This window comes from Escherichia sp. WS2035 (assembly GCF_046487065.1).
Lineage (GTDB): Bacteria > Pseudomonadota > Gammaproteobacteria > Enterobacterales > Enterobacteriaceae > Escherichia > Escherichia coli.
On record NZ_JBJQKD010000001.1, the window covers coordinates 583509 to 609475 of the forward strand.

Below are 25967 nucleotides of genomic sequence, written 5' to 3' on the forward strand. Positions count from 1 at the left end.
GACACTTAACAAGTACCAGGTATAAAATATGCCTTATGGACGAGCGGAAGCGTTTTCTGTATCCATAAATGCAAAAGTATTTTGTATGCGTGGTTTTAAATTTATTGATGGTGAATATTAATGTTTTTTCTAAGGACAACTAAAAGAATGGAATCATACTCGCAAAATAGCAATAAATTAGATTTTCAGCACGAAGCCAGGATATTAAACGGCATATGGCTCATTACCGCTTTGGGTTTGGTGGCAACCGCAGGGCTGGCCTGGGGCGCTAAGTATCTCGAAATTACGGCAACAAAATATGATTCACCGCAAATGTATGTTGCTATAGGATTATTATTACTTTCTATGTATGGCTTAAGTAAAGATATCAACAAGATAAATACCGCCATCGCGGGCGTAATATATTTGTTTTTAATCTCTTTGGTGGCGATTGTCGTTGCGAGTTTAGCGCCTGTATCTGCCATTATCGTCGTGTTCAGCACTGCGGGATCGATGTTTTTAATCAGTATGCTGGCAGGTCTATTGTTTAAATTTGATCCTGGTTCTCATCGTTTTATCATTATGATGACGTTGACAGGGTTGGCCCTGGTAATCATCGTGAATGCCACATTAATGAGTGAACGACCCATTTGGGTAATAAGTTGCTTAATGATTGTCTTATGGTCAGGCATTATCTCGCATGGACGAAATAAGCTCCTTGAACTGACAGGAAAAAGCCATAGTGAAGAATTATGGAGTCCGGTTCGTTGTGCTTTTATAGGTGCATTAACACTCTATTACTATTTTATCGGTTTCTTTGGGATTCTTGCTGCTATAGCTATAACGCTTGTCTGGCAAAGGCATACGCGGTTTTTTCATTAGCCGTAAATGCACATACTAAAGAACTTAACTATACTTCACATCGCCGCTTCATTTTTCGCCCGTAGCTTCTTCGCCTGGCTTTCCAGCAACAGGTAACAGATCAGCGCCAGCAGCAGTGGGATAAAGTAATACAGCACACGGTAAGCAAGTAGGGCGGCGATAATTGTGCCTTTGGAGGTATGCTCCCCAGCCAGTAGCGCGATAAACACCGCTTCCAGCACACCAATTCCCGCCGGAATATGCACGATGACGCCAGCAATACTACTAACCAGCAACACGCCCAGTACAAAGAAATAGCTTACGCTTTGACCAAGTAACAGCCAGATAATCGCTCCCATTACCATCCAGTTAACGCTGGAAATCAGCATCTGGGCGAGGGCGAATTTCCACGAAGGCAGCACCAGCTTTTGCCCTTTGATGGTCATATGGCGGTGCTTCGCGAAAGCGCAAAACCACAAATAAACCGCGATAATCATCAGTAAGCCAATGCCGAGAATACGCAGCGTAGTTTGATCGACATACCAGTGATCCGGCAACTCCACCACGCCTGCGGTAAAGATAACCCCCGCTAGCAAAATATAGCCTAGCCAGTTGGTGGTAATACTGAGCGAAAAAATCCGCGTAATAGTGCTGCCCGGTAACCCCAGTCGGGAGTACAAACGATAGCGCATACCAATGCCGCCGACCCAGGTACTGAGTGTCAGGTTGAAGGCGTAGCAGATAAACGACACCAGCATCACCTGGCGCTTCGCCAGTTTGTGACCGCAGTAGAAACGGGCGAGCAGGTCGTAGCAACCGTAAATCAGATAGCTGACGACCACCAGCCCGACCGCACTGAGCAGTGCAACGCGATTGTAGTCTCGGATGACCTTCCAGACCTCTTCCCAGTCCACTTTTTTGGCGTAGACCACCAACAACACAATCACCGCGATAAAAAACAGCCAGGTGAGGATCTTCTTTGCTAAGCGCCAGCGCGGGTGTGATTTACTCATCAGGGTTTTACCCCCGTGTTTTCAGTTTCTACCCGATCCTGCGTTTCCATTGTCGGTTGTGCGGGGGGATCAACCTGCGCCAGACGTGGCGTGTGCGCCGGAAGCCAGCCCACCAGCGCCGGGAAGTGGCGTAGAAAGTGGAACGCCAGCACGCTTTTAGTCAGGTTCCACCAGGTGCGTTTCGGCAGCATGGTCTCATCGACCTGCTGACAATCTGCGGCGATAATGCCGTTCAGATTATCGCGCAGCGTCTGGTTAAAATTACGATCGTGGATGATGACATTTGCTTCGAGATTCAGTGACAAACTGAGCGGATCGAGATTACTGGACCCTACTGTCGCCCAGTGATCGTCCATCAATGCCACTTTGCCGTGGAGCGGGCGGCGGCGGTACTCAAACACCTGAACGCCACCTTTAACCAGATAGTTATACAGCAAACGCGCGCCGACTCTGACAATCGGCATATCCGGTTCGCCCTGAATGATCAGTTTGATCCGCACCCCGCGTCGTGCCGCTTTACGCAAGGCGTGTAAAAAACGATAGCCGGGGAAGAAGTAGGCGTTGGCGATAATCACTTCCCGCCGCGCCTGAGTGAGCATTTTCAGATAGTGACGTTCGATATCATCGCGATGTTCTTCGTTATCGCGCCAGACCAGCAATACCTGCGCTTCTCCCGGCTGGCGGTTCTCTTCCGCTTTATGATGGCGTCGCCACCAGCGTCGCGCCGTGCTTTGTCCTGGCAGGTTTTCCAGCTCAAACTGGAGAATATCTTCGACAATCGGCCCTTCGAGGCGTACCGCGTAATCCTGTTTGGCCTCCGGGCCGTAGCTGGACATATGCTCGGCGGAGTAATTCAGCCCGCCAATAAAGGCGATACGCGCGTCGATCACCACAATTTTGCGATGCATCCGGCGAAACACATTGGTGCGCATACCAAAAAGGCGAGGGCGGGGATCGTAGTAGCGGAACACCACGCCAGCTGCCGTCAGTTCATTGACAAATTCATCGCTGAGATCCGGCGAACCGTAGCCATCCAGCAAGACTTCCGCTTTTACCCCGCGTTGCGCTGCTGCCAATAGCGCCGCATGCAGCTGTTTGCCGACGTCATCCTCAAACCAGATAAACGTTTCAAGAATGATGCGTTCTTGCGCCTCGCCAATCGCCTTAAACACCGCGGGATAATATTGCTCGCCGTTTTCCAGCAACTGGATCATATTGCCTTCGCGCCAGCTACATTTCATAAATGAATCTCCGCACTTAAAGGGGCATGATCAGAAAGGTGTCGCCATGTCCGCAGCGGCAACGCGGTTGGCGCGCTGGCGCTGGCATTTTTGACGTAGATCCTGTCCAGTCGTAGTAGAGGAAATTGCACCGGAAACGTGCGCGCCGGACGTCCGTGGGCGCGGGTAAAAATCTCATCCAGCCCGGCCAGCACTTTTAACGGATGATTAGCTTTTTGCCGCCAGTCGTTGAAATCACCCGCTACCAATACCGATTCGCCGTCCGGTAGCTCATTCACCCATTCGGCGAGCATCGCAAGCTGCGCCTGACGGTGCGCCTCACGTAGGCCCAGATGTACGCACATCACATGAATCGCTTTCCCGGTCATCGGCGGCACAATGCGGCAGTAGAGCACGCCGCGCTTTTCCGCACCATCGACCGAAACATCACGATTCTCATAATGTTCAATGGGATAACGTGAAAGAACGGCGTTACCGTGATGTCCTTCCGGGTATACGGCATTGCGACCGTAGGCGAAATCGCTCCACATGGTGTCGGCGAGAAACTCGTAGTACGAGGTATCGGGCCAGTTTTCCACATGCAGCGGATGAACTTCGTGCGCGCCCATCACTTCCTGCAGGCAAACAATATCGGCGCTGACGGTACGCACGGCGTCGCGAAGTTCCGGTAAAATGAAGCGTCGGTTAAACGCGGTAAAGCCTTTGTGAATATTGATGGTGAGCACCTTGAACGAAAATTGTTGTGTTTGATCGGGCATAATTTTCCTGTCTTTGCCTCTTATCTCATTGAAATAGTGTAGTCGGCGTCACAAAAAGGTGCGGTCTTACGGAATTTTCCGTAAAGTTCGGTACTCTGAATAAGTAGAGATAAATTCTTCAGGAGAGAAGCCATGAAGTGGCAACAACGTGTTCGTGTCGCAACTGGCCTAAGTTGCTGGCAGATTATGTTGCATTTACTGGTAGTGGCGCTGCTGGTGGTGGGTTGGATGAGTAAAACTCTGGTTCACGTCGGCGTAGGATTATGCGCACTGTATTGTGTCACGGTAGTGATGATGCTGGTGTTTCAGCGCCACCCAGAGCAACGCTGGCGTGAGGTGGCAGACGTGCTGGAAGAGCTGACCACGACCTGGTATTTTGGTGCAGCGCTGATTGTGCTGTGGCTGTTGTCCCGCGTACTGGAAAACAACTTTTTGCTGGCAATTGCAGGGCTGGCAATCCTTGCCGGCCCGGCGGTGGTGTCTTTGCTGGCGAAAGATAAGAAGTTACATCACCTTACGTCTAAACATCGCGTACGCCGCTGACCCTGTCGTGGCCGTTATCACCAGTAGCGGCCACAAACTATTCCACACAATATCCAGACTTGCATCCTTCAAATAAATCTGCTTGGTAATGTCCGTAAAGTGGCGAATAGGGTTAATCCACGTCAGATTTTGCAGCCACACTGGCATGTTTTCCACCGGCGAAACGTAACCGGAAAGGAGAATGGCGGGCATCATAAAGACAAACACGCCGATAAACGCCTGCTGTTGTGTTGAACAGAGTGATGAAATCAACAGACCGAATCCCACCAGCGATAAACCGTAAATCACCATCGTAAAGTAGAACAGCGCCAGCGATCCGGCGAAGGGGATTTGATACGCCCAGATACCAATCGCCAGCACAATGGTGGCCTGGAAGGTGGCGACAATTAATGCCGGTACGGCTTTGCCGATGAATATCTGCCAGGTGGTGAGGGGCGAAACCAGCAACTGATCGAGCGTACCTTGTTCACGTTCGCGGGCGACGGAAAGTGAAGTGACGATCATTACGCCGATAGTGGTGATCATGGCGATCAGCGACGGCACCACAAACCATTTGTAGTCGAGATTCGGGTTATACCAGTTGCGTACCACCAGCTCGCTGTTGTTGGGTTTCGGTTTTCCTTCCAGCAGCTCCTGCTGATAATTTTTGACGATCTGTTGCAGGTAGTTGGCGGCAATTTGCGCACTGTTGGAGTTACGCCCGTCGAGGATCAACTGCAACGGCGCGGTCTGGAAGGTATCCAGTTTGCGCGAGAAGTCAGCCGGGAAACGCACCAGTAGTAACGCCTTTTGTGTGTCGATGGTCGGGCGGATCTCCTGCGGGCTTTTCAGCAGCAGCACATGGGTAAAGGCGCTGGCGCGGGCAAAACGTTGAGTAAGTTCTACTGAGTGCTCGCCGTTATCTTCATCGTAGATGGCGATGGTGGCGTTGGTCACTTCCAGCGTGGCGGCGAACGGGAACAGGATCACCTGAATCAGCACGGGTAAAATCAGAATTGCGCGGGTTTGCGGTTCGCGCAGCAGCGACTGCAACTCTTTGCGGATTAACGTCCATAAGCGATGAAACATGCTCTTCTCCCTAATCCAGCCGACGTTTGGTTTTCAGCCACGTCAGGCCGATAAACATCACCGCCGAAGCGATCAAAAACAGCACGTTCACTATCAGCACCACTGGAATATTCCCGGCGAGGAACAGGCTTTGCAGAGTGCTGACGAAATAACGTGCGGGAATAATGTACGTCACCGCGCGGATCACCGCGGGCATACTGTCTATCTGAAATATAAAGCCGGAAAGCATAATCGACGGCAGAAAAGCCGCGTTCAGGGCCACCTGAGCGGCGTTGAACTGGTTGCGGGTAATCGTGGAAATCAGCAGCCCCATCCCCAGGGTACTGAGTAAAAACAGGCTGGAGATAAAAAACAGAATCAGCAGCGACCCGCGATACGGCACGCCGAGAATAAACACCGACACCAGCATACACAGCAACATCGCCAGCATCCCGAGAAAGTAATAAGGGATCAGCTTACACAGCAGCAGCTCCGTGCGGGTAATCTCCGTAGAGAGCAAAGCCTCCATGGTGCCGCGTTCCCATTCTCGCGCCACCACCAGCGAGGTGAGAATCGCACCGATGACCGTCATGATAATAGTCACCGCACCGGGGATAATAAAGTGCTGGCTTATCGCCGCCGGGTTAAACCAGTAGCGGGTTTGTACATCAATAAGCGGTTCAAAAGTCTGCCCGTTATCCTCCGCTCGCTGCATTTGCCAGATCTGCCAGATCCCTTCGACATACCCCTGCACAAAGTTAGCGGTATTCGGCTCACTGCCGTCGGTAATCACCTGAATCGGTGCGATGGCGTTGGCGCGCTCCATCTGTTCGGCGAAATCCACCGGAATAACCACCAGACCGCGAATTTTCCCCGCCTGCATTTTGGCGATCAGTTCCTGACGGTTATCGCTGATGGTGGCGTCGATGTAGGGCGAACCGGTCATGGTGTGGGTGAAATCCAGCGCCGCTTCGCTACGTTGTTCCAGTAAAATCCCGACGCGCAGCTTGCTGGAGTCGAGGTTAATGCCGTATCCAAAAATAAACAGCAGTAGCAGTGGGATCACTACTGCAATCAGCCAGCTACTCGGATCGCGAACGATCTGCCGCGTCTCTTTGACGCACAGCGCCCGCACGCGACGCCAGGACAGGATCGGATTACTCATTGCTATGCTCCTTATCCCAGTCGTGGATCAACTGAATAAAGGCTTGCTCCATCGTGGGATCGGGTTGCTCATCGTTGGCCGACTGCGCTTTCAAATCGTCCGGTGTGCCGCTGGCGATTAATTTCCCGCGGTACACCAGGCCGATGCGGTCGCAATATTCCGCTTCATCCATAAAGTGGGTGGTGACCATCACCGTGACGCCTTTCTCTACCATACTGTTGATATGTAGCCAAAATTCACGGCGGGTGAGGGGATCAACGCCGGACGTCGGTTCGTCGAGAAACAGAATGTCCGGTTCATGCATCAGCGAACAGGCCAGCGCCAGCCGCTGTTTAAAACCTAATGGCAGTTCATCGGTCGCGTGGGAGGCGATACTTTTCAGGCCGAACGCCTCGCTCATACGGGAGATTTTTTCGTTCTGCGCCCGACCGCGTAAGCCATACACACCAGAGAAAAAGCGTAAATTCTGTTCGACCGTCAGGTTGCCGTAGAGCGAAAATTTTTGCGCCATATAGCCGAGATGCTGGCGCGCTTTACCGGAACTCTCTTTCAGATCCATGCCCAGCACCAGCGCCTGACCAGAGGTCGGTACCAGCAAACCGCACATCATCTTAAAGGTGGTCGATTTCCCTGCGCCGTTTGGCCCGAGCAAACCAAAGATTTCACCGCGTTTGACGGCAAAGTTGACGTGATCGGTGGCGGCAAAATCGCCAAACTTTTTGGTCAGCTCTTTCGCTTCGATCACCGTCTCGCCAGGTGTACCTTCCACCGTATGCAATATTGCGCCCAGCGGCGATTCCGAGGTTCCGGCACCGCCCAGCAAATCAATAAACGCATCTTCAAAACGTGGCGTAGTTTCGTTAATGTTGATTTCCGGCATCCCGTCGGCATGGCGAATATCGTCTGGTGTGGTCTCTTTTTTGAGGATCAGACGTACCGATTTCCCCTGAATCATGCCGTCGCTGACCTGCGGCAGTTTCAATGCCCGTTGCAACAGTTTGCGGTTGCCCTCGTGCGGGCTGGTCATCAGAAAGCTGCGTCCGGCCATGGTTTGAGTCAGGGCCGTCGGTTCTCCCTGATACAGCAGCTCGCCTTCGTTCATCAGTAACACGTCACGGCACTGCTCGGCTTCGTCGAGATACGAGGTACTCCAGAGGATTAACATCCCTTCGCCCGCCAGCTCATGCACCATCTGCCACAGTTCGCGCCGTGAGATAGGGTCAACGCCGACGCCGGGTTCATCGAGCAGCAACACTTTCGGTTCGCCCACCAGGGTACAGGCCAGGCCAAGTTTTTGTTTCATCCCACCGGAGAGCTTGCCCGCCAGGCGTCCGGTAAACGGGCCAAGAGACGTAAACTCCAGCAGGCGAGCAAAAGTTTGCTTCCGTGCCTCGCCGGTGACGCTGCGCAAATCCGCGTACAGATTGAGGTTCTCCATCACCGTCAGATCTTCATACAGGCCGAATTTCTGCGGCATATAGCCGAGCACGGCGTGCAGCGCGCCGTCGTTTTTGATCGGATCAAAGCCAATCACCGTGGCACTGCCGCTGTCGGGTTTCAGTAATCCCGCCAGCATCCGCATCAGCGTGGTTTTGCCCGCACCGTCCGGCCCAACCAGCCCCGTCACATAACCGGCGTGAATGGTGCAGTCGAGCGGTGCGACGGCGGGCTTGTCCATGCCCGGAAAGCGTTTTTCCAGGCCGTTCAGCGTGATAACGGCATCATTCATGTCCTGCCTCGTCACCGAATTGCACCGTTACCGGCATTCCCTGGCGTAACGCATCATCGGCGTCGGTCACCACAATACGCAGGCGATAGACGAGGTCGGTACGCAGATCCGGTGTTTCGACGGTTTTCGGGGTAAATTCAGCAGTCGGCGAAACGAAACCAATCTGCCCGTGATACGGCTTGTCCGGGCGACCATCGGTATAAAGCAACACTTTGCGCCCCGGCTGGGCCTGGTCAAGATTACGTTCATCAACATAGGCGCGTACCCACACCGGACGCGTCAGCGAGACGGTAAATACCGTGCCACCTTCATTAAGCACCGTGCCTGGCTCTACAGCGCGCGTTAACAGCGTGCCATCAGACGGTGCTATCAACGTTGAGTCCTGCAAATTCAGCTCCGCCTGCGCCAGTTGCGCCTGTGCTTGTTCGAGGCTGGCTTTCGCCTGGGCGATGTCCTGTTCGCGGTTACCGGAACGGTACTGACGCAATTTATCCTGCGCTGATTTCAGCGTGGCCTGCGCCTGGTCGCGCGAGGAGCGGGCATTTTCTAGGTCATTTGCCGAAATGGTGCGGCTTTTCCACAGTCCTTGCTGGCGGTTATAGAAGTTCTGCGCATAGTCATAGGCAGCTTGCGCCTGTTTCACCGCTGCGGCGGCCTGAGCGATTTCTTCATCTCGATACCCGGCAAGCATCAGGTCATACTGCGCCTGAGCCACCGAAACACCCGCTTTCGCCTGCATCAGGGCAATCTCATACGGCTTGTGATCCAGTTCGCCCAGCACCTGGCCCGCTTTGATCGCATCACCTTCGTCCACCGCCAGCGACTCAACGCGCCCCCCAACACGGAAACTAAGATTCACCGTACGAATATCCACGTTGCCATACAGCGTCAGGCCGTTATCCTGGCGGCTTTGATACCACCAGTAGCCTCCGGCAACCACGGCGGCAAGTACTACTACCGCCAGTCCGATCACGACAGGTTTTTTCATCACTACAAACTCCTTTGCGATAATCCTTGCAAAATCAGGTCAATATGACAGGTCACCGTCTGGTTGATCAGTTCGGTCTTTTCTTCATCGAACGCGGTCCAGCCGGTACGTAACAGAATAGTTTCTTTGCCAAGACGAAACGCCAGAATCTCACCAATCAACGCATGGGTATGAAGGATCATGCGGGTATCGCTAGCGTCGCAGCCGGTCCAGGCGGCAATCAGGCGTGTAAGGTGACTGTGTAGCGGACTAATCACCTGTTCGTGCACCAGGTGGTAGGCTGCCGTGGGAGAGAGCTGCTCACGGGAGATAAATTTGCTGAGGTTGACGGTGTCATCCTGGGTGAGCAGCTTAATCATGTTTCTGCAGGCGCGAAGGATCAGTTCACGGATGGCAGCCCGATCCGGCTGTGGTTGCGCGAACAAACGTTCGGCTTCTTCGGCGTGCGGACGGAACTGCTCGCCAATAAAATCAGCAATCCACTGGGCGCAGGCGAGGTACAAATCTTCTTTCGAACCGAAGTAGTAGGTGATGGCAGCGATATTCTGCCCGGCCTGGGCGGCTATCTCGCGGGTGGTGGCGTTCATTCCATATTCACCAAACTGTGCCAGTGCCGCAGCAATCAGCTGTTTTTTCGCCTGTTCACCCTTGATTGTCATGGCAGGATTATTCATCGCACAGTCCATTCTTAATCAAATGATTGATTAAGATTATGACTCCATAGGGGAGTTGTCCAGTATGGCTAAGAATTTTAGCTACGCCAGTCACAGGGATAATTTATGCGCTGCGTCACAAAAACTGCTACACTCCGCTCCCTCATGACATTGTGGTTTTTGTCATTTTCCTTTTCAGTATCTCCCTGAAAACTACACCGGTAACGGTCGGGGCGGTTCGGAGTAGTTATGTCTTTCGATTCTTTGGGTTTAAGCCCTGATATCCTGCGCGCCGTTGCCGAGCAGGGTTACCGTGAACCCACCCCTATTCAGCAGCAGGCGATCCCTGCGGTGCTGGAAGGCCGCGACCTGATGGCCAGCGCCCAGACCGGTACAGGTAAAACAGCGGGCTTTACGCTGCCGCTGTTGCAACACCTGATCACTCGCCAGCCGCACGCCAAAGGGCGTCGTCCGGTGCGTGCGCTCATTCTTACCCCGACCCGTGAACTGGCGGCGCAGATTGGCGAAAACGTCCGTGATTACAGCAAATACCTGAACATTCGTTCGCTGGTGGTGTTTGGCGGTGTCAGCATTAACCCGCAGATGATGAAGCTGCGCGGCGGCGTTGATGTGCTGGTGGCAACGCCGGGACGTCTGCTGGACCTGGAACATCAAAATGCAGTGAAGCTGGATCAGGTTGAAATCCTCGTCCTTGATGAAGCTGACCGCATGCTCGACATGGGCTTTATCCACGATATCCGTCGCGTGTTAACAAAACTGCCAGCGAAGCGCCAGAACCTGTTGTTCTCCGCGACCTTCTCTGACGATATTAAAGCCCTGGCGGAAAAACTGTTGCACAACCCGCTGGAAATCGAAGTGGCACGCCGCAATACTGCGTCTGATCAGGTGACCCAGCACGTTCACTTTGTCGATAAGAAACGCAAACGCGAATTGCTGTCGCATATGATTGGGAAAGGGAACTGGCAGCAGGTGCTGGTGTTTACCCGTACCAAACATGGCGCTAACCATCTGGCTGAACAGCTTAATAAAGATGGCATCCGTAGTGCGGCGATCCACGGTAATAAATCGCAAGGTGCGCGTACTCGTGCGCTGGCCGATTTTAAATCGGGCGATATTCGTGTACTGGTGGCAACTGACATCGCTGCGCGTGGTCTGGATATCGAAGAGTTGCCGCACGTCGTCAACTATGAGTTACCAAACGTACCGGAAGATTATGTTCACCGTATCGGGCGTACTGGCCGTGCGGCGGCAACTGGCGAAGCATTGTCGCTGGTGTGTGTTGATGAACACAAACTGCTGCGTGATATCGAAAAACTGCTGAAAAAAGAGATCCCGCGCATTGCGATTCTGGGCTATGAGCCGGACCCGTCAATCAAAGCCGAACCGATCCAAAACGGTCGCCAGCAACGTGGCGGCGGTCGTGGACAGGGCGGTGGTCGCGGTCAACAGCAACCACGCCGTGCGGAAAGTGGTGCGAAGTCTGGTAACGCGAAGCCCGCAGAAAAACCGTCTCGTCGTCTCGGCGATGCCAAACCGGCAGGCGAACAACAACGTCGCCGCCGTCCGCGTAAACCTGCCGCTGCGCAGTAATCTTTTATGCCGGGCTATGCCCGGCATGAGACTGATGACAAACACAAAACTGCCTGATACGCTACGCTTATCAGGCCTACGTGAACTCTGCAATATATTGAATGTGCATGTTTTTGTAGGCCGGATAAGGCGCTCGCGCCGCATCCGGCATTTCACAACAAGCACTTGTCAGCCATTTGCGAGCGCGGCAAAAAGATTTCTCTGTTTTAACGCCCACAAGCCACCCGATGCGTTACTTCTCCGCAGCCAATTGTCCGCGCAACGCCATTAAAAGGTACCCCAGGCGATTCTTGCCCTGACCATTACCGCCATCTCCCCAGTAAGCATCATTTTGCGTATGCTCAACCAGTTTTGCGGACGCGGTTGCCAGCAAGAGTGTACGCAGTTCTGCATGTTGTTCGAATTTAGCGCGAAGCGCTTTACGCATCATCCTGCTGGTTATTGCGAGCCGCTTTCCAGAAACAGAAAAACCATTACCCCTGAAAACCGAAAAATGCCACAATATTGGCTGTTTATACAGTATTTCAGGTTTTCTCATGGCATTAACCGCCGCGCTTAAAGCGCAAATTGCCGCCTGGTATAAGGCGCTTCAGGAACAGATCCCCGACTTTATTCCCCGTGCGCCGCAGCGGCAGATGATTGCGGACGTCGCCAAAACGCTGGCCGGAGAAGAAGGGCGGCATCTGGCGATTGAAGCTCCTACCGGCGTTGGGAAAACGCTCTCCTATTTGATCCCCGGCATCGCCATTGCCCGCGAAGAGCAAAAAACGCTGGTGGTAAGTACCGCCAACGTGGCATTGCAGGATCAGATCTACAGCAAAGATTTACCGCTGCTGAAAAAGATCATTCCCGATCTTAAATTCACTGCCGCTTTTGGGCGTGGGCGCTACGTTTGCCCGCGTAATCTGACAGCGCTCGCCAGCACTGAGCCCACGCAACAGGATCTGCTGGCGTTTCTTGACGACGAACTGACGCCGAACAATCAGGAAGAGCAAAAACGTTGTGCGAAGCTGAAGGGCGATCTCGACACTTATAAATGGGATGGCCTGCGCGATCATACTGATATCGCTATAGATGATGATCTCTGGCGTCGTTTGAGTACCGACAAAGCCAGCTGCCTCAACCGCAACTGTTACTACTATCGCGAATGCCCGTTTTTTGTCGCTCGTCGGGAAATTCAGGAAGCGGAAGTGGTGGTGGCAAACCATGCGCTGGTGATGGCGGCAATGGAAAGCGAAGCGGTATTGCCTGACCCGAAAAATTTACTGCTGGTGCTGGACGAAGGTCATCACCTGCCGGATGTGGCGCGGGATGCGCTGGAGATGAGCGCCGAAATCACTGCGCCCTGGTACCGGCTCCAACTGGACCTGTTCACCAAACTGGTCGCCACCTGCATGGAGCAGTTTCGCCCGAAGACCATCCCACCGCTGGCGATCCCTGAACGTTTGAATGCGCATTGTGAAGAGCTGTATGAGCTTATCGCCTCGTTAAACAACATTCTCAATCTCTACATGCCTGCCGGGCAGGAGGCAGAGCACCGTTTTGCGATGGGCGAACTGCCTGATGAAGTGCTGGAGATCTGCCAGCGGCTGGCAAAACTCACCGAGATGCTGCGTGGTCTGGCGGAGTTATTTCTTAACGATTTAAGTGAGAAAACCGGCAGCCATGACATTGTACGCCTGCATCGGTTGATTTTGCAGATGAACCGCGCGTTGGGGATGTTCGAGGCGCAAAGCAAACTCTGGCGGCTGGCGTCTCTGGCGCAATCTTCCGGTGCGCCGGTGACCAAATGGGCGACGCGGGAAGAGCGCGAAGGGCAGCTACATCTGTGGTTTCACTGTGTGGGTATTCGTGTTAGCGACCAACTGGAAAGGCTGCTGTGGCGCAGTATTCCGCACATTATTGTTACCTCCGCAACCTTGCGTTCGCTGAACAGTTTTTCGCGTTTGCAGGAGATGAGTGGGCTGAAAGAGAAAGCGGGTGACCGCTTTGTGGCGCTGGATTCGCCCTTTAACCACTGCGAACAGGGCAAAATTGTTATTCCCCGGATGCGCGTTGAGCCTTCCATCGACAACGAAGAACAGCACATTGCTGAAATGGCGGCCTTTTTCCGTGAGCAGGTGGAGAGCAAAAAACATCTCGGTATGTTGGTGCTGTTTGCCAGCGGGCGTGCGATGCAGCGCTTTCTCGACTATGTGACGGATTTACGCCTGATGTTGCTGGTGCAGGGCGATCAGCCACGTTATCGCTTAGTTGAACTGCACCGCAAACGCGTTGCCAACGGTGAGCGTAGCGTGCTGGTGGGCTTACAGTCCTTTGCCGAAGGTCTTGATCTGAAAGGCGCTCTGCTCAGCCAGGTGCATATCCACAAAATCGCTTTTCCGCCCATCGACAGTCCGGTGGTGATCACCGAAGGTGAATGGCTGAAAAGCCTTAACCGCTATCCGTTTGAGGTGCAAAGCCTGCCGAGCGCTTCGTTTAACCTGATTCAGCAGGTTGGGCGACTGATTCGAAGCCACGGTTGCTGGGGGGAAGTGGTTATCTACGACAAACGCTTGCTGACAAAAAATTATGGCAAGCGACTACTGGATGCATTACCGGTATTTCCGATAGAGCAACCGGAAGTCCCTGAAGGTATAGTTAAAAAGAAAGAAAAAACGAAATCCCCACGCCGTCGGCGGCGTTAATGATGTGAGTCAGGTAAGGAGTCGTAAATGGACTATCGCAAAATCATTAAAGAGATCGGGCGCGGGAAAAACCACGCGCGCGATTTAGACCGGGATACTGCGCGCGGTCTGTATGCCCATATGCTCAATGGTGAAGTCCCTGACCTTGAGTTGGGCGGCGTATTGATTGCGCTACGTATCAAAGGGGAAGGGGAAGCAGAGATGCTCGGCTTTTACGAAGCCATGCAAAATCACACCATCAAGCTGACGCCGCCTGCAGGCAAGCCGATGCCGATTGTCATCCCCAGTTACAACGGCGCGCGTAAACAGGCCAACCTGACGCCGTTGCTGGCGATTCTGCTGCACAAACTCGGTTTTCCTGTGGTGGTTCACGGGGTTAGCGAAGATCCAACCCGCGTGCTGACCGAAACCATTTTCGAACTGATGGGTATTACGCCAACGTTGCACGGCGGGCAGGCGCAGGCGAAGCTCGACGAACATCAACCTGTCTTTATGCCTGTCGGCGCGTTTTGCCCGCCGCTGGAAAAACAACTGGCGATGCGCTGGCGGATGGGCGTGCGTAACAGTGCACATACCCTGGCGAAACTGGCGACGCCATTTGCCGAAGGTGAGGCACTGCGTCTTTCCAGCGTTTCGCATCCGGAATACATTGGACGCGTCGCGAAGTTCTTTAGCGATATCGGCGGGCGGGCGCTACTTATGCATGGTACTGAAGGTGAAGTGTATGCTAATCCGCAGCGCTGCCCGCAGATCAATCTCATTGACCGTGAAGGGATGCGGGTACTGTATGAAAAACAGGACACTGCTGGTAGCGAGTTACTGCCACAAGCAAAAGATCCGGAAACCACGGCGCAGTGGATTGAGCGTTGCCTGGCTGGCAGCGAACCGATTCCCGAATCGCTGAAAATCCAGATGGCTTGCTGCCTGATGGCTACGGGTGAAGCGGCAACTATCAGCGACGGCCTGGCGCGCGTTAATCAGGCATTTTAATTTTTATCTCAGCCGGATGAGCCATGTCATCCGGCTTTTACCCCACCGCAATATGAAATTCCTGCATCTTTATTGACCTTCCCGCGCCCGGCGTGCAGCATAAAAAACAACAAACACATAACATAAACAGGAGTTAACCATGGAAAGTGGCCATCGCTTTGATGCTCAGACGCTGCACAGTTTTATTCAGGCTGTATTTCGTCAGATGGGTAGTGAGGAACAGGAAGCGAAATTAGTCGCCGATCATTTGATCGCGGCAAACCTGGCAGGGCATGATTCACATGGTATTGGCATGATCCCAAGCTATGTGCGCTCCTGGAGTCAGGGGCATCTGCAAATTAACCATCATGCCAAAGTCGTTAAAGAAGCGGGGGCGGCGGTCACGCTCGATGGCGATCGCGCATTTGGTCAGGTCGCGGCACACGAAGCGATGGCGCTGGGGATTGAGAAAGCGCATCAGCACGGCATTGCCGCCGTGGCGCTACATAACTCGCATCATATCGGCCGTATCGGTTACTGGGCGGAGCAGTGTGCAGCGGCGGGGTTTGTCTCTATCCACTTTGTTAGCGTGGTCGGTATTCCAATGGTCGCGCCGTTCCACGGTCGCGACAGCCGCTTTGGCACCAATCCGTTCTGTGTGGTTTTCCCTCGTAAAGATAATTTCCCGCTGTTGCTCGATTACGCCACCAGCGCCATTGCATTTGGCAAAACCCGCGTCGCCTGGCATAAAGGCGTCCCCGTGCCGCCAGGTTGCCTGATTGACGTTAACGGCGTGCCGACGACAAATCCGGCGGTAATGCAGGAGTCGCCGTTGGGTTCGCTGTTGACCTTTGCCGAACATAAAGGCTACGCCCTTGCAGCGATGTGTGAAATTCTTGGCGGGGCGCTTTCTGGCGGTAAAACGACGCATCAGGAAACGTTACAAACCAGTCCCGATGCCATTCTTAACTGCATGACCACTATCATTATCAACCCGGAACTGTTCGGCGCGCCGGATTGTAGTGCGCAGACCGAAGCCTTTGCCGAGTGGGTGAAAGCCTCGCCGCATGATGACGATAAGCCGATTTTGCTACCGGGCGAGTGGGAAGTGAACACGCGTCGCGAACGGCAGGAGCAGGGGATTCCACTGGATGCGGGAAGCTGGCAGGCCATTTGTGATGCGGCGCGGCAGATTGGTATGCCGGAAGAGACGTTGCAGGCTTTCTGTCAGCAGCTAGCCAGCTAAAAAAAGCCCGTCCAGTGGCGGACGGGCAAACAAGGGTAACATAGGATCATGAGGGTTAGAGCATATGCGTCTGTCGGCAAACAGACAGGGAAATACTTGTGCTGAACGTAGCGTAAACGCCTGATCCAGCTTACGAATTACTTATAAATTACCGCAGTACCGCTTAATTTATTGTTGTTGGTGGCAGAAGTGATGCTGTATCCACTGGCACCGGCCGCCGCGGCTTTCTCAGCCAGTTTCGCTTCCAGGGCATCGAGGGTGGATGCGCCATCGGCAGAAACCACGCCGATTTTATTCATGTTCTGTGCCTGGGATGCCGTTACCGGTTCCGCCGCGAACACGCCAAATGACAGAGTTGAAAGAGCCATAGCAGCAACAACAGTATTGATAGTTTTCATAATTAATCTCTCGCAGGTGATTTTTGTATAAGTGACGTTGTTTCGTCGATGTGATGAGTATCACGTTTTTTTACGAGAGATAAAATCGAAGAGAATTGACCACCTTGTTCAAATAAATTGATTGATATCTAACATACTGATAAACCATTTATTTGTTGTACTTATGGACTTGTTTTATACCGCGTGGCAGTCACGGTAGCGTTAAAGGCACGGAATGCCACGCAAAATACAAATTATATTCGCTATACATCCCGCCAGTTGTAGTTAACGTAACTGGCTGTCTTTCGAACCTCTGCGATTATATCCTGTATAAGCTGGTTTTTGTAAATCTTTCTCCTGCTGACAATGAATGCATAAGCGCACGCCAGGAATGGCTTCCCGACGGGCCTGCGGGATAGGGGCACCGCACTCTTCACATTCATACAGGCTTTCGCCACGCGGAATTTCACCCCGAGCGCGGGCAATCGCATCTTCAATTGTACTGTTGATCTGTTCGTTGACGGCGTCATCATTAGCCCAACCGGATGCCATATCGTCCTCCCCATATCAATGCTTGTACAGTTAAGTGTAGCTAATATAGGGACGAACTCGGGCAGTTCAAGCGTCAGATCTCCGACCATTCCCGCAGCAGATTATGATAAAGATTGAGCAGCGACAGGATCTCTTCACTTTCGCCGTAGTGGCTTTTCAGCGACTGAATATTGTTGTCCAGTTCAAACAGCATGGCGCGCTTTTTATCATCGCGGATCATCGACTGGATCCACATAAATGATGCCACTCGCACGCCGCGGGTTACGGGTGTCACGCAATGCAGGCTGCTGGAGGGATACAACACCAGATCGCCTGCCGGGAGTTTTACCCGATGTTGCCCGAAGGTGTCATTAACGACCAGTTCGCCGCCGTCGTAGCTTTCTGGATCGCTTAAAAACAGCGTGGCAGAAAGGTCAGTGCGCATCCAGCCGTTTTGTGGATGGCTGCGTACTGCGCCATCCACATGAAAACCATAGGTTTCATTGTTCTGATAGCGATTAAACAGCGGCGTGGAAAGGGTACGCGGCAAGGCCGCGGCAAAGAACAAAGCATGTTGGTTAACCGCGTTCAGCACCTCATTTTGCAGGGCGGCGTACAGGGCGCTGCGGGTGTCTACTTGTTGATTGTTCTTAACTTGCGCACCTTGTGCGCCGGTGGTGACGCGTCCATCCACCCATTCGGCTTGTTCCAGGTGTTCGCGAAAACGGGCGACGTCCTGTGGCGATAACACGCCGGGAATGTGGTACATCATACAAGTTCTCCAAAAAGTGGGGCCTGCGCCCCACATCTGAATCAGAAATGCATATTGGCTGTGAGCAAGAAGGTTCTTGGCTCGCCCGGGTGATAACGGTAGCCGCTCTTATTGATTGAGGCGACGTAATCGGTATCAAACAGGTTGTAGACGTTTAGCTGGAAGTCGAGATTGCGATTAACCCGATACCCCAGTTTGGCGTCGGCGACCCAATAACCTTCGGTAAATGCTGGCGTTCCCACCGCGCCGTCTGAACCTTTATGCATACTGCCGATATACCGTGCGCCCGCACCAACAGAAATATCATCGGTTGCCTGATACTGGCTCCATAAGGTGAAGGCGTGTTCCGGGGTATACGGCAGCGATGAGGAACCATCCTGGGCAACATCTTTGCCGTTTTTGATAGTTGCTTTTTGCTGGGTATAGCCGCCAATCATCTGCCACGCGGGGGTGATATTCCCGGCCACGGATATCTCATAGCCTTCGACACGTTTCTTACCATATTGCGAATAAGTCCCATCATCATTTTGCTCAACTTCATTTTCAATATCAGTACGGAACAGCGCGGCGGTAAGTAGCAGGCGTTTATCCAGAACCTGCCATTTGGTGCCAATCTCGCTGGTGTTGGCTTTTTGCGGTTTAAAATCGGTGCGGTTGGCACTGTTACCGCTGCCAGACTGCGCAAGGGCGAAGTTGTTGCCGCCCGGCGGCTGCTGGGAAACGGCATAGTTAATATAAACATTGCCGTTTTCCGTCAGGTGATACAGCGCCCCGGCTTTCCAGTTCACCAGATTGCCCGACTTGGCGGTGTCGACGGTGGTTACCGGAGAACCTTTTGCCACGCCAGCAGGGCAGGTGATGGCACCGCGCCCGCTGCCGCCGCAGGCGGTGGCACTGTCATATTCAGTATGATAATTATCCAGACGGATCCCACCGTTCAGCTCAAAATCACGGGTGATTTGCAGCGTATCGAAGGCATAAATTGCGAAGGTATCCGTCTGACCATTGGCGTTTGCGCCGTTGCGCGTCAGGCCGCCGGGATGAATGCTGCTGTCAGGATGATAAATATTTACCGTCGGTAACGTCACCGGATTAACGCCATAGTTAGTCTGTGTTTCGCGGGTAAATTCCACGCCGGTACTGACATCATGACCGATAGCGCCGGTATAGAACGTCGAGGTCAGGTTGGTCTGGTTGGTGAGAATTTTGTTACTCACATCTTTGGTATTCGCCGTGCGTGACCACGTCCAGCTATTCACATCGCTGGTGGGCTGGGTAATATTCGACGCTCCACCCATAATCGCCGTCATCAGGTAATCCTGCTTTACGCGCGACCAACGCGTAGTGTTGCGAATGGTGGTGTTATCGTTGATGTCGTGCTCAAAACGCATGGTAGCGGTGTCGGTGGTCGAATCGTCGTAATCGGAATCCGTGCCGTAAAAGTTATGCGTATCAACTTTTCCGGAATGATTCAGGGCCGCTGTTCCCGCAGATGGGGCAGAAAAACCCGGTAAACCGATGGTCGGAATGCCGCCGTCTGGCGTGTTGTGCTGGGTGACATGCAGATAATTAAGATACAAACGATTCGCTGTACCAAGGCCAAAAGCGACAGAAGGGGCGACGCCGTAACGCTCATTTTTGACTTTGTCGCGTCCGGCATCGTGCGTTTTTTCGCCCATTACATTCAGGCGCACCGCAGTGGTATCACCAATGACCTGATTGACGTCCAGCGTGCCGCGGCGGAACCAGGCGCTGCCAATACTGGCGGAGGCGTCAATGCCGGAATCATTGCGCGGCTGTTTGCTGATCATATTGATCGAGCCTGTCGGTGCGCTGCGCCCGTAGTCGGTGCCGGACGGCCCTTTAATTACTTCGACCTGCTCGGTATTGAAGGTGTCGCGCGAGACGCTGCCGATATCGCGAATGCCATCGATATAAATACTGTTAGAGGTATCGGCACCGCGCATATAAATGGCGTCGCCAGTGGTGGAGTTACCGTTCTCACCCGCAAAAAACGCACCCACGCCGGGGACGTTTTTGAGCGCGTCGGTAAGGTTGGTTGCACCCTGATCTTTAATCACTTGTTCAGAAATCACTGTCATCGTGCGGGTAGTATCCGCTACCGGACGCGAGAATTTCGGATCGGCAGATTTTTGTGGCGCATAAAGCGAAGGCGTTGATGCTTCGACAACCAGCGTGTCATCCGCGTTAGCTTGCCCTTCGGCAGCGAGTGCCTGTGCCACAGGCGTAATACCAATACAAAGACCGGCAAAGAACGTGAGCGAATGAAATTGTCTGGCAGGGAAATTGCGATTGTTTTCCATTTTGCAGGTGACTTTTTCTTATATGGTGAAATTTTCACTGTCACGAGAAAGCATCTCTGCGGATGCGATGCCACTGTTAATCCCGTGATAGCGTACGTGCAAGTGATAATAATATTGATAAGCATTATCACTTGGCGCGATTTTCTATCACCCATTGCGCGAAAAAGAAATACATTTATTTACATTGCGTTCATATTTGATGTTTTTTGCTTACAAATTGGACGAAAACTGCATCCAGAGGCGAATGCAGTTACGTTGGTGGGGTTATTTGTAGATGATTGCAGTACCGAACATCTGGTCATTTCCGCCTGCGGAATTAATGACATAACCTTTCGCGCCTTGTTCGCGCGCTTTTTCTGCCAGTTTATCCTCCAGATCGCTTAGGTTTGATGCGCCAGTTGCCGAAACGGTACCGGCGGGCCGTAGTTGACCACTGTCCAGGTTACTCATCGGTTGCGCGGCATAAGCCGTGAGAGAGATTCCGCTCAGGACGGTGGCAATCAGTAGTGTGAGGCACTTTTTCATAATGACATCCTCATAAATACAACGGGTAGTGCCAGATAAGTGTAGGTCGCCTGCGCGATGAAAATGACGCAAAAAATTGACAGAGATGCGCTTATTTTTTGAACGATGTGTTTTTACAAAATAAGACAAATCAATGACATGCATGATGATGTTTTTTATGGTGAATTGCCATAAACCATAGCCATGTGAAGGTTTTTAGAAATGATAAACGCAGCCAGATATTTACCCTGTCGCGTTATGCGGGTATCTTACGCCGCTGCTTAAAGGAGAATGCTATGTCCGCCCAGAAACCGGGGTTGCATCCGCGCAACCGTCATCACAGCCGCTACGATCTCGCCACGCTTTGTCAGGTCAATCCTGAACTCAGGCAATTCCTCACGCTTACACCCGCCGGGGAGCAAAGCGTAGACTTTGCCAATCCGCTGGCGGTGAAGGCGCTCAATAAGGCGTTGCTGGCCCATTTTTACGCCGTAGCGAACTGGGATATCCCGGACGGTTTTCTCTGCCCACCAGTACCGGGCCGGGCGGATTATATTCATCACCTTGCCGATTTACTGGCCGAAGCAAGCGGAACAATTCCAGCTAATGCCAGCATTCTGGATATCGGCGTTGGTGCGAACTGTATTTATCCGCTGATTGGCGTACATGAATATGGCTGGCGTTTTACCGGTAGTGAAACCAGCAGCCAGGCGTTAAGCAGTGCGCAGGCGATCATCAGTGCTAATCCGGGGCTTAACCGCGCCATTCGTCTGCGTCGGCAAAAAGAGAGTGGGGCGATTTTTAACGGCATCATCCATAAAAACGAGCAATACGATGCGACCTTGTGTAACCCGCCATTCCACGATTCCGCCGCTGCGGCACGGGCAGGTAGTGAACGTAAACGCCGTAACCTGGGGCTGAACAAAGACGATGCACTGAACTTTGGTGGTCAGCAACAGGAGTTGTGGTGTGAAGGCGGTGAGGTCGCTTTTATCAAAAAGATGATTGAAGAGAGCAAAGGCTTCGCGAAGCAGGTGATGTGGTTTACCTCGCTGGTATCTCGTGGTGAAAACTTACCGCCGTTGTATCGTGCTTTGACGGACGTAGGTGCGGTGAAGGTGGTAAAAAAAGAGATGGCCCAGGGGCAAAAGCAGAGCCGCTTTATAGCCTGGACCTTTATGAACGACGAGCAGCGCCGCCGTTTTGTCAATCGCCAGCGTTAAAGCGTTGGCTCCCCCGGCGGCAACGGTTCAGCCGGGGCCGCGCCCGGAGCTGGCAGCACCTGATAAGTCTGCACCGGCGCGCGAACACCCGCCAGGTCGAAATGTTTTTTCACCTGGCTGTCGAGGGCAAAGCGTACCGTCCACTGTTTGAGTGGCAGCGTGGTGAACGAAACACGCAGTGTAAACGCGGTATTGCTTAAGCCGACAATCCCGGCAAAATTCGGTTCACCAATAACCAGCCCGCGAATTTCTTCGTTTTCCATCAATTCTGCTACCGCATCTTTCAGTGCCTGATTGGCTTTATCAGCATCTTCATGGCGATCAACATCGTAGTTTGCCACTACCGAACCAATACCGCGGACGAAGTTAGCAAAGGTGGTTATCGAAGACCACGGAATGATGTGATACGCCCCGGTATCCTGGCGCACGCCCACGGAGCGAATTGACATCCGTTCCACAGTGCCGGTCAACGGCCCGATAGTCACCAAATCTCCAGTGTTCATGCCGTTTTCAAACTGAATAAATACCCCGGTGATAATATCTTTCACCAGCGTTTGCGAACCAAAAGAGATAGCCAGTCCCAATGCACCGGCACCTGCCAGCAATGGCGCGATATTGACGCCGATTTCCGACAACACAATCATGATGGTGATGGTACTGATAATCACCGCCAGCGCGTTACGGAACAGCGTTAGCAGGGTACGCGTACGGGCGCTGGGTAGCGGGCGGCCATGAATATCCGAAGCCAGCCGGTTTTCTATCAAACTGGCGAGCACCGTCCAGCCAACCGCCGAGAAGAAAAGAATGAGTGCGATACGGATCAGGATATCTACGGTTTTCTGCCCCGCACCGTTTTGCAGCCAGTTCCAGAAATCGAACAATCCCCATGCGCTCAACAGCAGCATTACCGCCACGCAGACTGTCAGAATACGCGCTGTTTTCAGTGCCGCCGAAAGCCATCCATTCAGCCGTTTTTGCAGCTCCGGATAATTTCGCTGAGTATGTGGCGAGAGGGTGATGGTTTTCGCCAGCCAGCGGGAAAACATACCGGAAACAAATGCTGCGATACCAATAATCGCCAGGCTGCGCACCGTTGCACCCATCATAAATTTCAGGCTGTTGCCCGGATCGAACAACGAAAAGAAAAACAGCACGATAAAATAGGCGCTTGCCAGCCAGTGCCACACCAGTGCAAAGGCGCGGATAAACAGGCTGAAAAAGGCCAGCGAATGCTCCGCAAAGTTGAGCAAATGCTGGGTGATCTCTTTTTTATTACGAAAAATCAGGTACAACGCCCAGACGGTCATGCACAGCATAATGATGACGTTCGCCAGCGCACCTATCTGTACATTCACCTGATTAGAGATAATCGGCACAGCCACAATCAGACCATAGCCAATCAGGCTGCTTAACCAGCTCAGGCGACGACTCCAGTAACGGGCGGTCTCGTCATGAATCGTGAACGGGCGCAGTTCAGCTACGTTTGGGCAAAAAATCAGGCGTAGTACGGTTTTGAAAAATTCAATCAGGGCAAAGGCGTTGAGAAACAAACTTTGTTGGAAAGCGATGGTGCGACTGCCCGCATTCAGGTTGTCGCTTAATACCTGGCCGACAAATAATGTCAGTGCCAGTAACAGCAGGTCGATAATAAACGCCCCGATGATCATCGCCGGAAGCTGCAACCAGTTACTGCGCTCACGATTTTTTTGCCGCGCCCACTGGCCCATTTTGCAATACAGCGGCAGTGCGCACAGACGAATCAGCCAGTAAAAACCAAACACTAATACCGCTAACATTGAAAAGTGGGTCAGCGCATTGCTGAAGGTTTGTGGATTAAACGGCTTATGCGGGGAGCCGGTGATATTGCGATAAAGTTGCCCGAAGCGGGCGGAAAGGGCTTCACCATAATGGCGGCTGACTTCGGTGACCTTTTGCAGCACGGTTTGCTCTTCAACCAGCGTCGGCGGCACGATCTTCGGTACCGGTTCCGCAGGGGGCGTCGCGGCGACGGTGCGCAACTGGTCGATCAACTCTTTACGCGAGGTGTCATTATCCAGCACATCCGCCAGTGCGCCATAGGCCGCTTTTTTTTGTTCGATATCCGGTTCCGGGGCCGGTTCAGTCGTTGAGTCCGTTGTCGTTGTGGTTGTAACGCCGGGTATGGATACCGCGTGGGCAGGTGCGCCCAGCAGGCAGAAGAGGATGAACAGGATCCACCGCATGACTCCTCCAGTGAGAAAACAGAGCAAAAAGATAAGTATAGATGCTGGGGGAGAGGCAATTTTAAATGAGAGGAATCTGGTGTGCCTCCCTTTCGGGGGAAAGGGAGGCAGAGAAGTTAAGAGACGTGCTGCAAAAATTCCTGCAAGCGCTGGCTCGGCGGGTTCTTGATCAACACCTGCGGATCGCCATCTTCTGCAATCCGGCCTTTGTCGATAAAGATCAGGCGCGAAGCTACTTTCTCGGCAAAACCGATTTCGTGGGTCACGATCACCATCGTCATCCCTTCTTCAGCCAGATCCTGCATAACCTTCAGCACTTCATGGCGCAGTTCCGGGTCAAGAGCGGAAGTCGGTTCATCAAACAGCATCATTTTCGGCTTCACCGCCAGCGCGCGGGCAATCGCCACACGCTGCTGTTGACCACCAGAAAGTTCGGAAGGGTAGTGATGTGCACGCTCTGCCAGACCGACTTTCGCCAGCAGCTCACGCGCCAGTTTTTCCGCCTCTTCTTTATTCGCGCCACGCACGCGTAGCGGGCCAAACATGACGTTTTCCAGCGCCGTCAGATGCGGGAAGAGGTAAAACTGCTGGAACACCATACCCGCTTCCTGGCGAATCAGGCGCTCATCAACTTTCGGATCGTTAACCTTCAGGCCATCGACAATCAGATCGCCGGAGGTGATTTCTTCCAGTTTGTTGATGCAGCGCAGCAGGGTCGATTTACCGGAACCGGACGGCCCGATAATCACCACGACTTCGCCCTGAGCAATGTTCAAATCGATATTGTGCAGCACCTGGGTTGGACCAAAATGCTTGGAGACGTTTTTAAATTCAATCACAGGATTTTCATCCTTCTTTCCAGACGACGCAGAATAAAGCTCAGCACCAGGGTAATAATCAGATAGAACACCGCCACGGCGCTCCAGATCTCAAGGGCGCGGAAGTTACCGGCAATAATTTCTTGCCCCTGACGGGTCAGTTCCGCCACGCCGATAACAATAAACAGCGAAGTGTCTTTAATGCTGATGATCCACTGGTTACCCAGCGGCGGCAGCATACGACGCAGTGCCAGCGGTAAAATGACGTAGCGAATGGTTTCCCAACGTGAAAGACCGAGCGCCAGTCCTGCTTCACGAAAACCTTTGTGAATAGACAGCACCGCACCACGCGTGATTTCCGCAATGTACGCGCCGGAGTTGATCATGATGGTGACCACCGCCGCAGTAAACGGGTCGATGCGTAAATCGTTAAACGCCATCGGCAGGGCGAAATAGATAAACATCACCTGGACGACGATAGGTGTGCCGCGGATCACTTCAATAAAGACCAGCGCGACGTGGTTGGCTATCCAACCACCGAAGGTGCGTGCAAAACCTGCCAACAATCCGATCACCAGACCGCCAGCCAGACCGAGGACCGAAATCCACAGGGTCATTTTGGCACCTTCAATCAGAAGCGGAATGGCAGGCCAGATGGCACTCCAGTCAAACTGCATATGTTGTTCCTGTTACCGTGGTGTAAATA

General features: G+C 52.9%; 24 protein-coding genes and 1 pseudogene. 8 read left to right on the forward strand and 17 right to left on the reverse strand.

Annotated features, from left to right (window positions below):
* The first annotated feature begins 147 nt into the window (after positions 1-147).
* On the forward strand, positions 148-861 hold the full coding sequence (locus ACJHX4_RS02865; RefSeq protein ID WP_001295889.1) for a Bax inhibitor-1/YccA family protein: 714 nt from the start codon (positions 148-150) through the stop codon (positions 859-861).
* A 35-nt stretch (positions 862-896) separates the two neighbouring features.
* On the opposite strand, the gene ACJHX4_RS02870 is transcribed toward ACJHX4_RS02865, so the two are convergent.
* Genes ACJHX4_RS02870 through ACJHX4_RS02880 form a run of 3 tightly spaced genes read right to left on the reverse strand, consistent with a single transcriptional unit; the run spans position 897 to position 3852 of the window.
* A complete protein-coding gene (locus ACJHX4_RS02870) occupies positions 897-1853 on the reverse strand; it encodes a YbhN family protein (protein WP_000045462.1) in 957 nt (318 codons plus the stop codon).
* A complete protein-coding gene (clsB, locus tag ACJHX4_RS02875) occupies positions 1853-3094 on the reverse strand; it encodes a cardiolipin synthase ClsB (protein WP_000650371.1) in 1242 nt (413 codons plus the stop codon). The genes ACJHX4_RS02870 and clsB overlap by 1 nt, the downstream gene beginning before the upstream one ends.
* Entirely contained in the window at positions 3091-3852 is a 762-nt protein-coding gene (locus ACJHX4_RS02880) for an endonuclease/exonuclease/phosphatase family protein (RefSeq protein WP_001531504.1), read from the reverse strand. Before ACJHX4_RS02880 ends, clsB begins: the two co-directional genes overlap by 4 nt.
* Before the next feature lie 132 nt (positions 3853-3984).
* On the opposite strand from ACJHX4_RS02880, the gene ACJHX4_RS02885 reads away from it, so the two are divergent.
* Positions 3985-4395, forward strand: a complete 411-nt coding sequence (locus tag ACJHX4_RS02885; protein WP_000871982.1) for a YbhQ family protein — start codon at positions 3985-3987, stop codon at positions 4393-4395.
* Here the strand turns inward: ACJHX4_RS02885 and ACJHX4_RS02890 are convergent.
* Genes ACJHX4_RS02890 through cecR form a run of 5 tightly spaced genes read right to left on the reverse strand, consistent with a single transcriptional unit; the run spans position 4357 to position 9998 of the window.
* Positions 4357-5463, reverse strand: coding sequence for an ABC transporter permease (locus tag ACJHX4_RS02890; protein ID WP_000469031.1), 1107 nt, complete (start codon positions 5461-5463; stop codon positions 4357-4359). The genes ACJHX4_RS02885 and ACJHX4_RS02890 overlap by 39 nt on opposite strands.
* A 10-nt stretch (positions 5464-5473) precedes the next feature.
* Positions 5474-6607 carry an ABC transporter permease gene (locus ACJHX4_RS02895; protein WP_000070116.1) on the reverse strand — a complete coding sequence of 378 codons (1134 nt, stop codon included), beginning with the start codon at positions 6605-6607 and terminating at the stop codon, positions 5474-5476.
* A complete protein-coding gene (locus ACJHX4_RS02900; RefSeq protein WP_000996111.1) occupies positions 6600-8336 on the reverse strand; it encodes an ATP-binding cassette domain-containing protein in 1737 nt (578 codons plus the stop codon). Before ACJHX4_RS02900 ends, ACJHX4_RS02895 begins: the two co-directional genes overlap by 8 nt.
* Complete coding sequence (gene hlyD / locus ACJHX4_RS02905) at positions 8329-9324, reverse strand: secretion protein HlyD (protein ID WP_000743444.1); 996 nt, start codon at positions 9322-9324, stop codon at positions 8329-8331. The genes ACJHX4_RS02900 and hlyD overlap by 8 nt, the downstream gene beginning before the upstream one ends.
* A gap of 2 nt (positions 9325-9326) precedes the next feature.
* Positions 9327-9998, reverse strand: a complete 672-nt coding sequence (cecR, locus tag ACJHX4_RS02910; RefSeq protein WP_001295890.1) for a DNA-binding transcriptional regulator CecR — start codon at positions 9996-9998, stop codon at positions 9327-9329.
* Between the two features lie 228 nt (positions 9999-10226).
* Here cecR and rhlE point away from each other — a divergent pair, with 228 nt between their 5' ends.
* The gene (gene rhlE, locus ACJHX4_RS02915; protein WP_000007091.1) at positions 10227-11588 is read left to right on the forward strand and encodes an ATP-dependent RNA helicase RhlE; all 1362 of its coding nucleotides are present in this window, start codon (positions 10227-10229) and stop codon (positions 11586-11588) included.
* A 232-nt stretch (positions 11589-11820) separates the two neighbouring features.
* Here rhlE and ACJHX4_RS02920 read toward each other — a convergent pair.
* Positions 11821-12018 (reverse strand): annotated as a pseudogene (locus ACJHX4_RS02920) (NADAR family protein); the annotation flags it as partial.
* A gap of 106 nt (positions 12019-12124) precedes the next feature.
* On the opposite strand from ACJHX4_RS02920, the gene dinG reads away from it, so the two are divergent.
* From dinG to ybiE, 4 genes are all read left to right on the forward strand, one after another.
* The gene (gene dinG / locus ACJHX4_RS02925) at positions 12125-14275 is read left to right on the forward strand and encodes an ATP-dependent DNA helicase DinG (protein ID WP_001218657.1); all 2151 of its coding nucleotides are present in this window, start codon (positions 12125-12127) and stop codon (positions 14273-14275) included.
* Between the two features lie 27 nt (positions 14276-14302).
* Entirely contained in the window at positions 14303-15265 is a 963-nt protein-coding gene (ybiB, locus tag ACJHX4_RS02930; RefSeq protein ID WP_000386550.1) for a DNA-binding protein YbiB, read from the forward strand.
* A gap of 139 nt (positions 15266-15404) precedes the next feature.
* Positions 15405-16490, forward strand: coding sequence for a hydroxycarboxylate dehydrogenase HcXB (gene hcxB / locus ACJHX4_RS02935; protein WP_000443542.1), 1086 nt, complete (start codon positions 15405-15407; stop codon positions 16488-16490).
* A gap of 64 nt (positions 16491-16554) precedes the next feature.
* Positions 16555-16614, forward strand: a complete 60-nt coding sequence (ybiE, locus tag ACJHX4_RS02940) for a hypothetical protein (protein WP_212734104.1) — start codon at positions 16555-16557, stop codon at positions 16612-16614.
* 13 nt (positions 16615-16627) lie between these two features.
* Here the strand turns inward: ybiE and ybiJ are convergent, their stop codons facing one another.
* From ybiJ to mcbA, 5 genes are all read right to left on the reverse strand, one after another.
* Positions 16628-16888: a DUF1471 family protein YbiJ gene (gene ybiJ / locus ACJHX4_RS02945; RefSeq protein ID WP_000849301.1), complete on the reverse strand. Its 261-nt coding sequence runs from the start codon at positions 16886-16888 to the stop codon at positions 16628-16630.
* A gap of 264 nt (positions 16889-17152) precedes the next feature.
* The gene (gene ybiI, locus ACJHX4_RS02950; protein WP_000146357.1) at positions 17153-17419 is read right to left on the reverse strand and encodes a C4-type zinc finger protein YbiI; all 267 of its coding nucleotides are present in this window, start codon (positions 17417-17419) and stop codon (positions 17153-17155) included.
* Positions 17420-17492: 73 nt separating this feature from the next.
* Positions 17493-18170, reverse strand: coding sequence for a PKHD-type hydroxylase YbiX (gene ybiX / locus ACJHX4_RS02955; protein WP_000990158.1), 678 nt, complete (start codon positions 18168-18170; stop codon positions 17493-17495).
* Between the two features lie 41 nt (positions 18171-18211).
* The gene (locus tag ACJHX4_RS02960) at positions 18212-20494 is read right to left on the reverse strand and encodes a catecholate siderophore receptor Fiu (RefSeq protein ID WP_000429985.1); all 2283 of its coding nucleotides are present in this window, start codon (positions 20492-20494) and stop codon (positions 18212-18214) included.
* Positions 20495-20758: 264 nt separating this feature from the next.
* Entirely contained in the window at positions 20759-21019 is a 261-nt protein-coding gene (gene mcbA, locus ACJHX4_RS02965) for a DUF1471 family periplasmic protein McbA (RefSeq protein WP_000710618.1), read from the reverse strand.
* Positions 21020-21294: 275 nt separating this feature from the next.
* Between mcbA and rlmF the strand changes: the two genes are divergently transcribed.
* Entirely contained in the window at positions 21295-22221 is a 927-nt protein-coding gene (rlmF, locus tag ACJHX4_RS02970; protein ID WP_001275941.1) for a 23S rRNA (adenine(1618)-N(6))-methyltransferase RlmF, read from the forward strand.
* Here the strand turns inward: rlmF and ybiO are convergent.
* The 3 genes from ybiO to glnP form a co-directional block, all read right to left on the reverse strand.
* A complete protein-coding gene (ybiO, locus tag ACJHX4_RS02975) occupies positions 22218-24443 on the reverse strand; it encodes a mechanosensitive channel protein (protein ID WP_001267223.1) in 2226 nt (741 codons plus the stop codon). The two genes, rlmF and ybiO, sit on opposite strands and share 4 nt — an antisense overlap.
* Positions 24444-24559: 116 nt before the next feature.
* Positions 24560-25282: a glutamine ABC transporter ATP-binding protein GlnQ gene (gene glnQ, locus ACJHX4_RS02980; protein ID WP_000569080.1), complete on the reverse strand. Its 723-nt coding sequence runs from the start codon at positions 25280-25282 to the stop codon at positions 24560-24562.
* Positions 25279-25938 (reverse strand): glutamine ABC transporter permease GlnP, encoded by a 660-nt coding sequence (glnP, locus tag ACJHX4_RS02985; protein ID WP_001159065.1) that lies wholly within the window; start codon positions 25936-25938, stop codon positions 25279-25281. Before glnP ends, glnQ begins: the two co-directional genes overlap by 4 nt.
* Positions 25939-25967 lie beyond the last annotated feature (29 nt).

Excerpts from the sequence above, each read along its gene's own strand:
- ACJHX4_RS02865 (WP_001295889.1), top strand. The coding sequence starts at position 148 with ATGGAATCATACTCGCAAAATAGCAATAAATTAGATTTTCAGCACGAA.
- ACJHX4_RS02870 (WP_000045462.1), bottom strand. The coding sequence starts at position 1,853 with ATGAGTAAATCACACCCGCGCTGGCGCTTAGCAAAGAAGATCCTCACC.
- clsB (WP_000650371.1), bottom strand. The coding sequence starts at position 3,094 with ATGAAATGTAGCTGGCGCGAAGGCAATATGATCCAGTTGCTGGAAAAC.
- ACJHX4_RS02880 (WP_001531504.1), bottom strand. The coding sequence starts at position 3,852 with ATGCCCGATCAAACACAACAATTTTCGTTCAAGGTGCTCACCATCAAT.
- ACJHX4_RS02885 (WP_000871982.1), top strand. The coding sequence starts at position 3,985 with ATGAAGTGGCAACAACGTGTTCGTGTCGCAACTGGCCTAAGTTGCTGG.
- ACJHX4_RS02890 (WP_000469031.1), bottom strand. The coding sequence starts at position 5,463 with ATGTTTCATCGCTTATGGACGTTAATCCGCAAAGAGTTGCAGTCGCTG.
- ACJHX4_RS02895 (WP_000070116.1), bottom strand. The coding sequence starts at position 6,607 with ATGAGTAATCCGATCCTGTCCTGGCGTCGCGTGCGGGCGCTGTGCGTC.
- ACJHX4_RS02900 (WP_000996111.1), bottom strand. The coding sequence starts at position 8,336 with ATGAATGATGCCGTTATCACGCTGAACGGCCTGGAAAAACGCTTTCCG.
- hlyD (WP_000743444.1), bottom strand. The coding sequence starts at position 9,324 with ATGAAAAAACCTGTCGTGATCGGACTGGCGGTAGTAGTACTTGCCGCC.
- cecR (WP_001295890.1), bottom strand. The coding sequence starts at position 9,998 with ATGAATAATCCTGCCATGACAATCAAGGGTGAACAGGCGAAAAAACAG.
- rhlE (WP_000007091.1), top strand. The coding sequence starts at position 10,227 with ATGTCTTTCGATTCTTTGGGTTTAAGCCCTGATATCCTGCGCGCCGTT.
- dinG (WP_001218657.1), top strand. The coding sequence starts at position 12,125 with ATGGCATTAACCGCCGCGCTTAAAGCGCAAATTGCCGCCTGGTATAAG.
- ybiB (WP_000386550.1), top strand. The coding sequence starts at position 14,303 with ATGGACTATCGCAAAATCATTAAAGAGATCGGGCGCGGGAAAAACCAC.
- hcxB (WP_000443542.1), top strand. The coding sequence starts at position 15,405 with ATGGAAAGTGGCCATCGCTTTGATGCTCAGACGCTGCACAGTTTTATT.
- ybiJ (WP_000849301.1), bottom strand. The coding sequence starts at position 16,888 with ATGAAAACTATCAATACTGTTGTTGCTGCTATGGCTCTTTCAACTCTG.
- ybiI (WP_000146357.1), bottom strand. The coding sequence starts at position 17,419 with ATGGCATCCGGTTGGGCTAATGATGACGCCGTCAACGAACAGATCAAC.
- ybiX (WP_000990158.1), bottom strand. The coding sequence starts at position 18,170 with ATGATGTACCACATTCCCGGCGTGTTATCGCCACAGGACGTCGCCCGT.
- ACJHX4_RS02960 (WP_000429985.1), bottom strand. The coding sequence starts at position 20,494 with ATGGAAAACAATCGCAATTTCCCTGCCAGACAATTTCATTCGCTCACG.
- mcbA (WP_000710618.1), bottom strand. The coding sequence starts at position 21,019 with ATGAAAAAGTGCCTCACACTACTGATTGCCACCGTCCTGAGCGGAATC.
- rlmF (WP_001275941.1), top strand. The coding sequence starts at position 21,295 with ATGTCCGCCCAGAAACCGGGGTTGCATCCGCGCAACCGTCATCACAGC.
- ybiO (WP_001267223.1), bottom strand. The coding sequence starts at position 24,443 with ATGCGGTGGATCCTGTTCATCCTCTTCTGCCTGCTGGGCGCACCTGCC.
- glnP (WP_001159065.1), bottom strand. The coding sequence starts at position 25,938 with ATGCAGTTTGACTGGAGTGCCATCTGGCCTGCCATTCCGCTTCTGATT.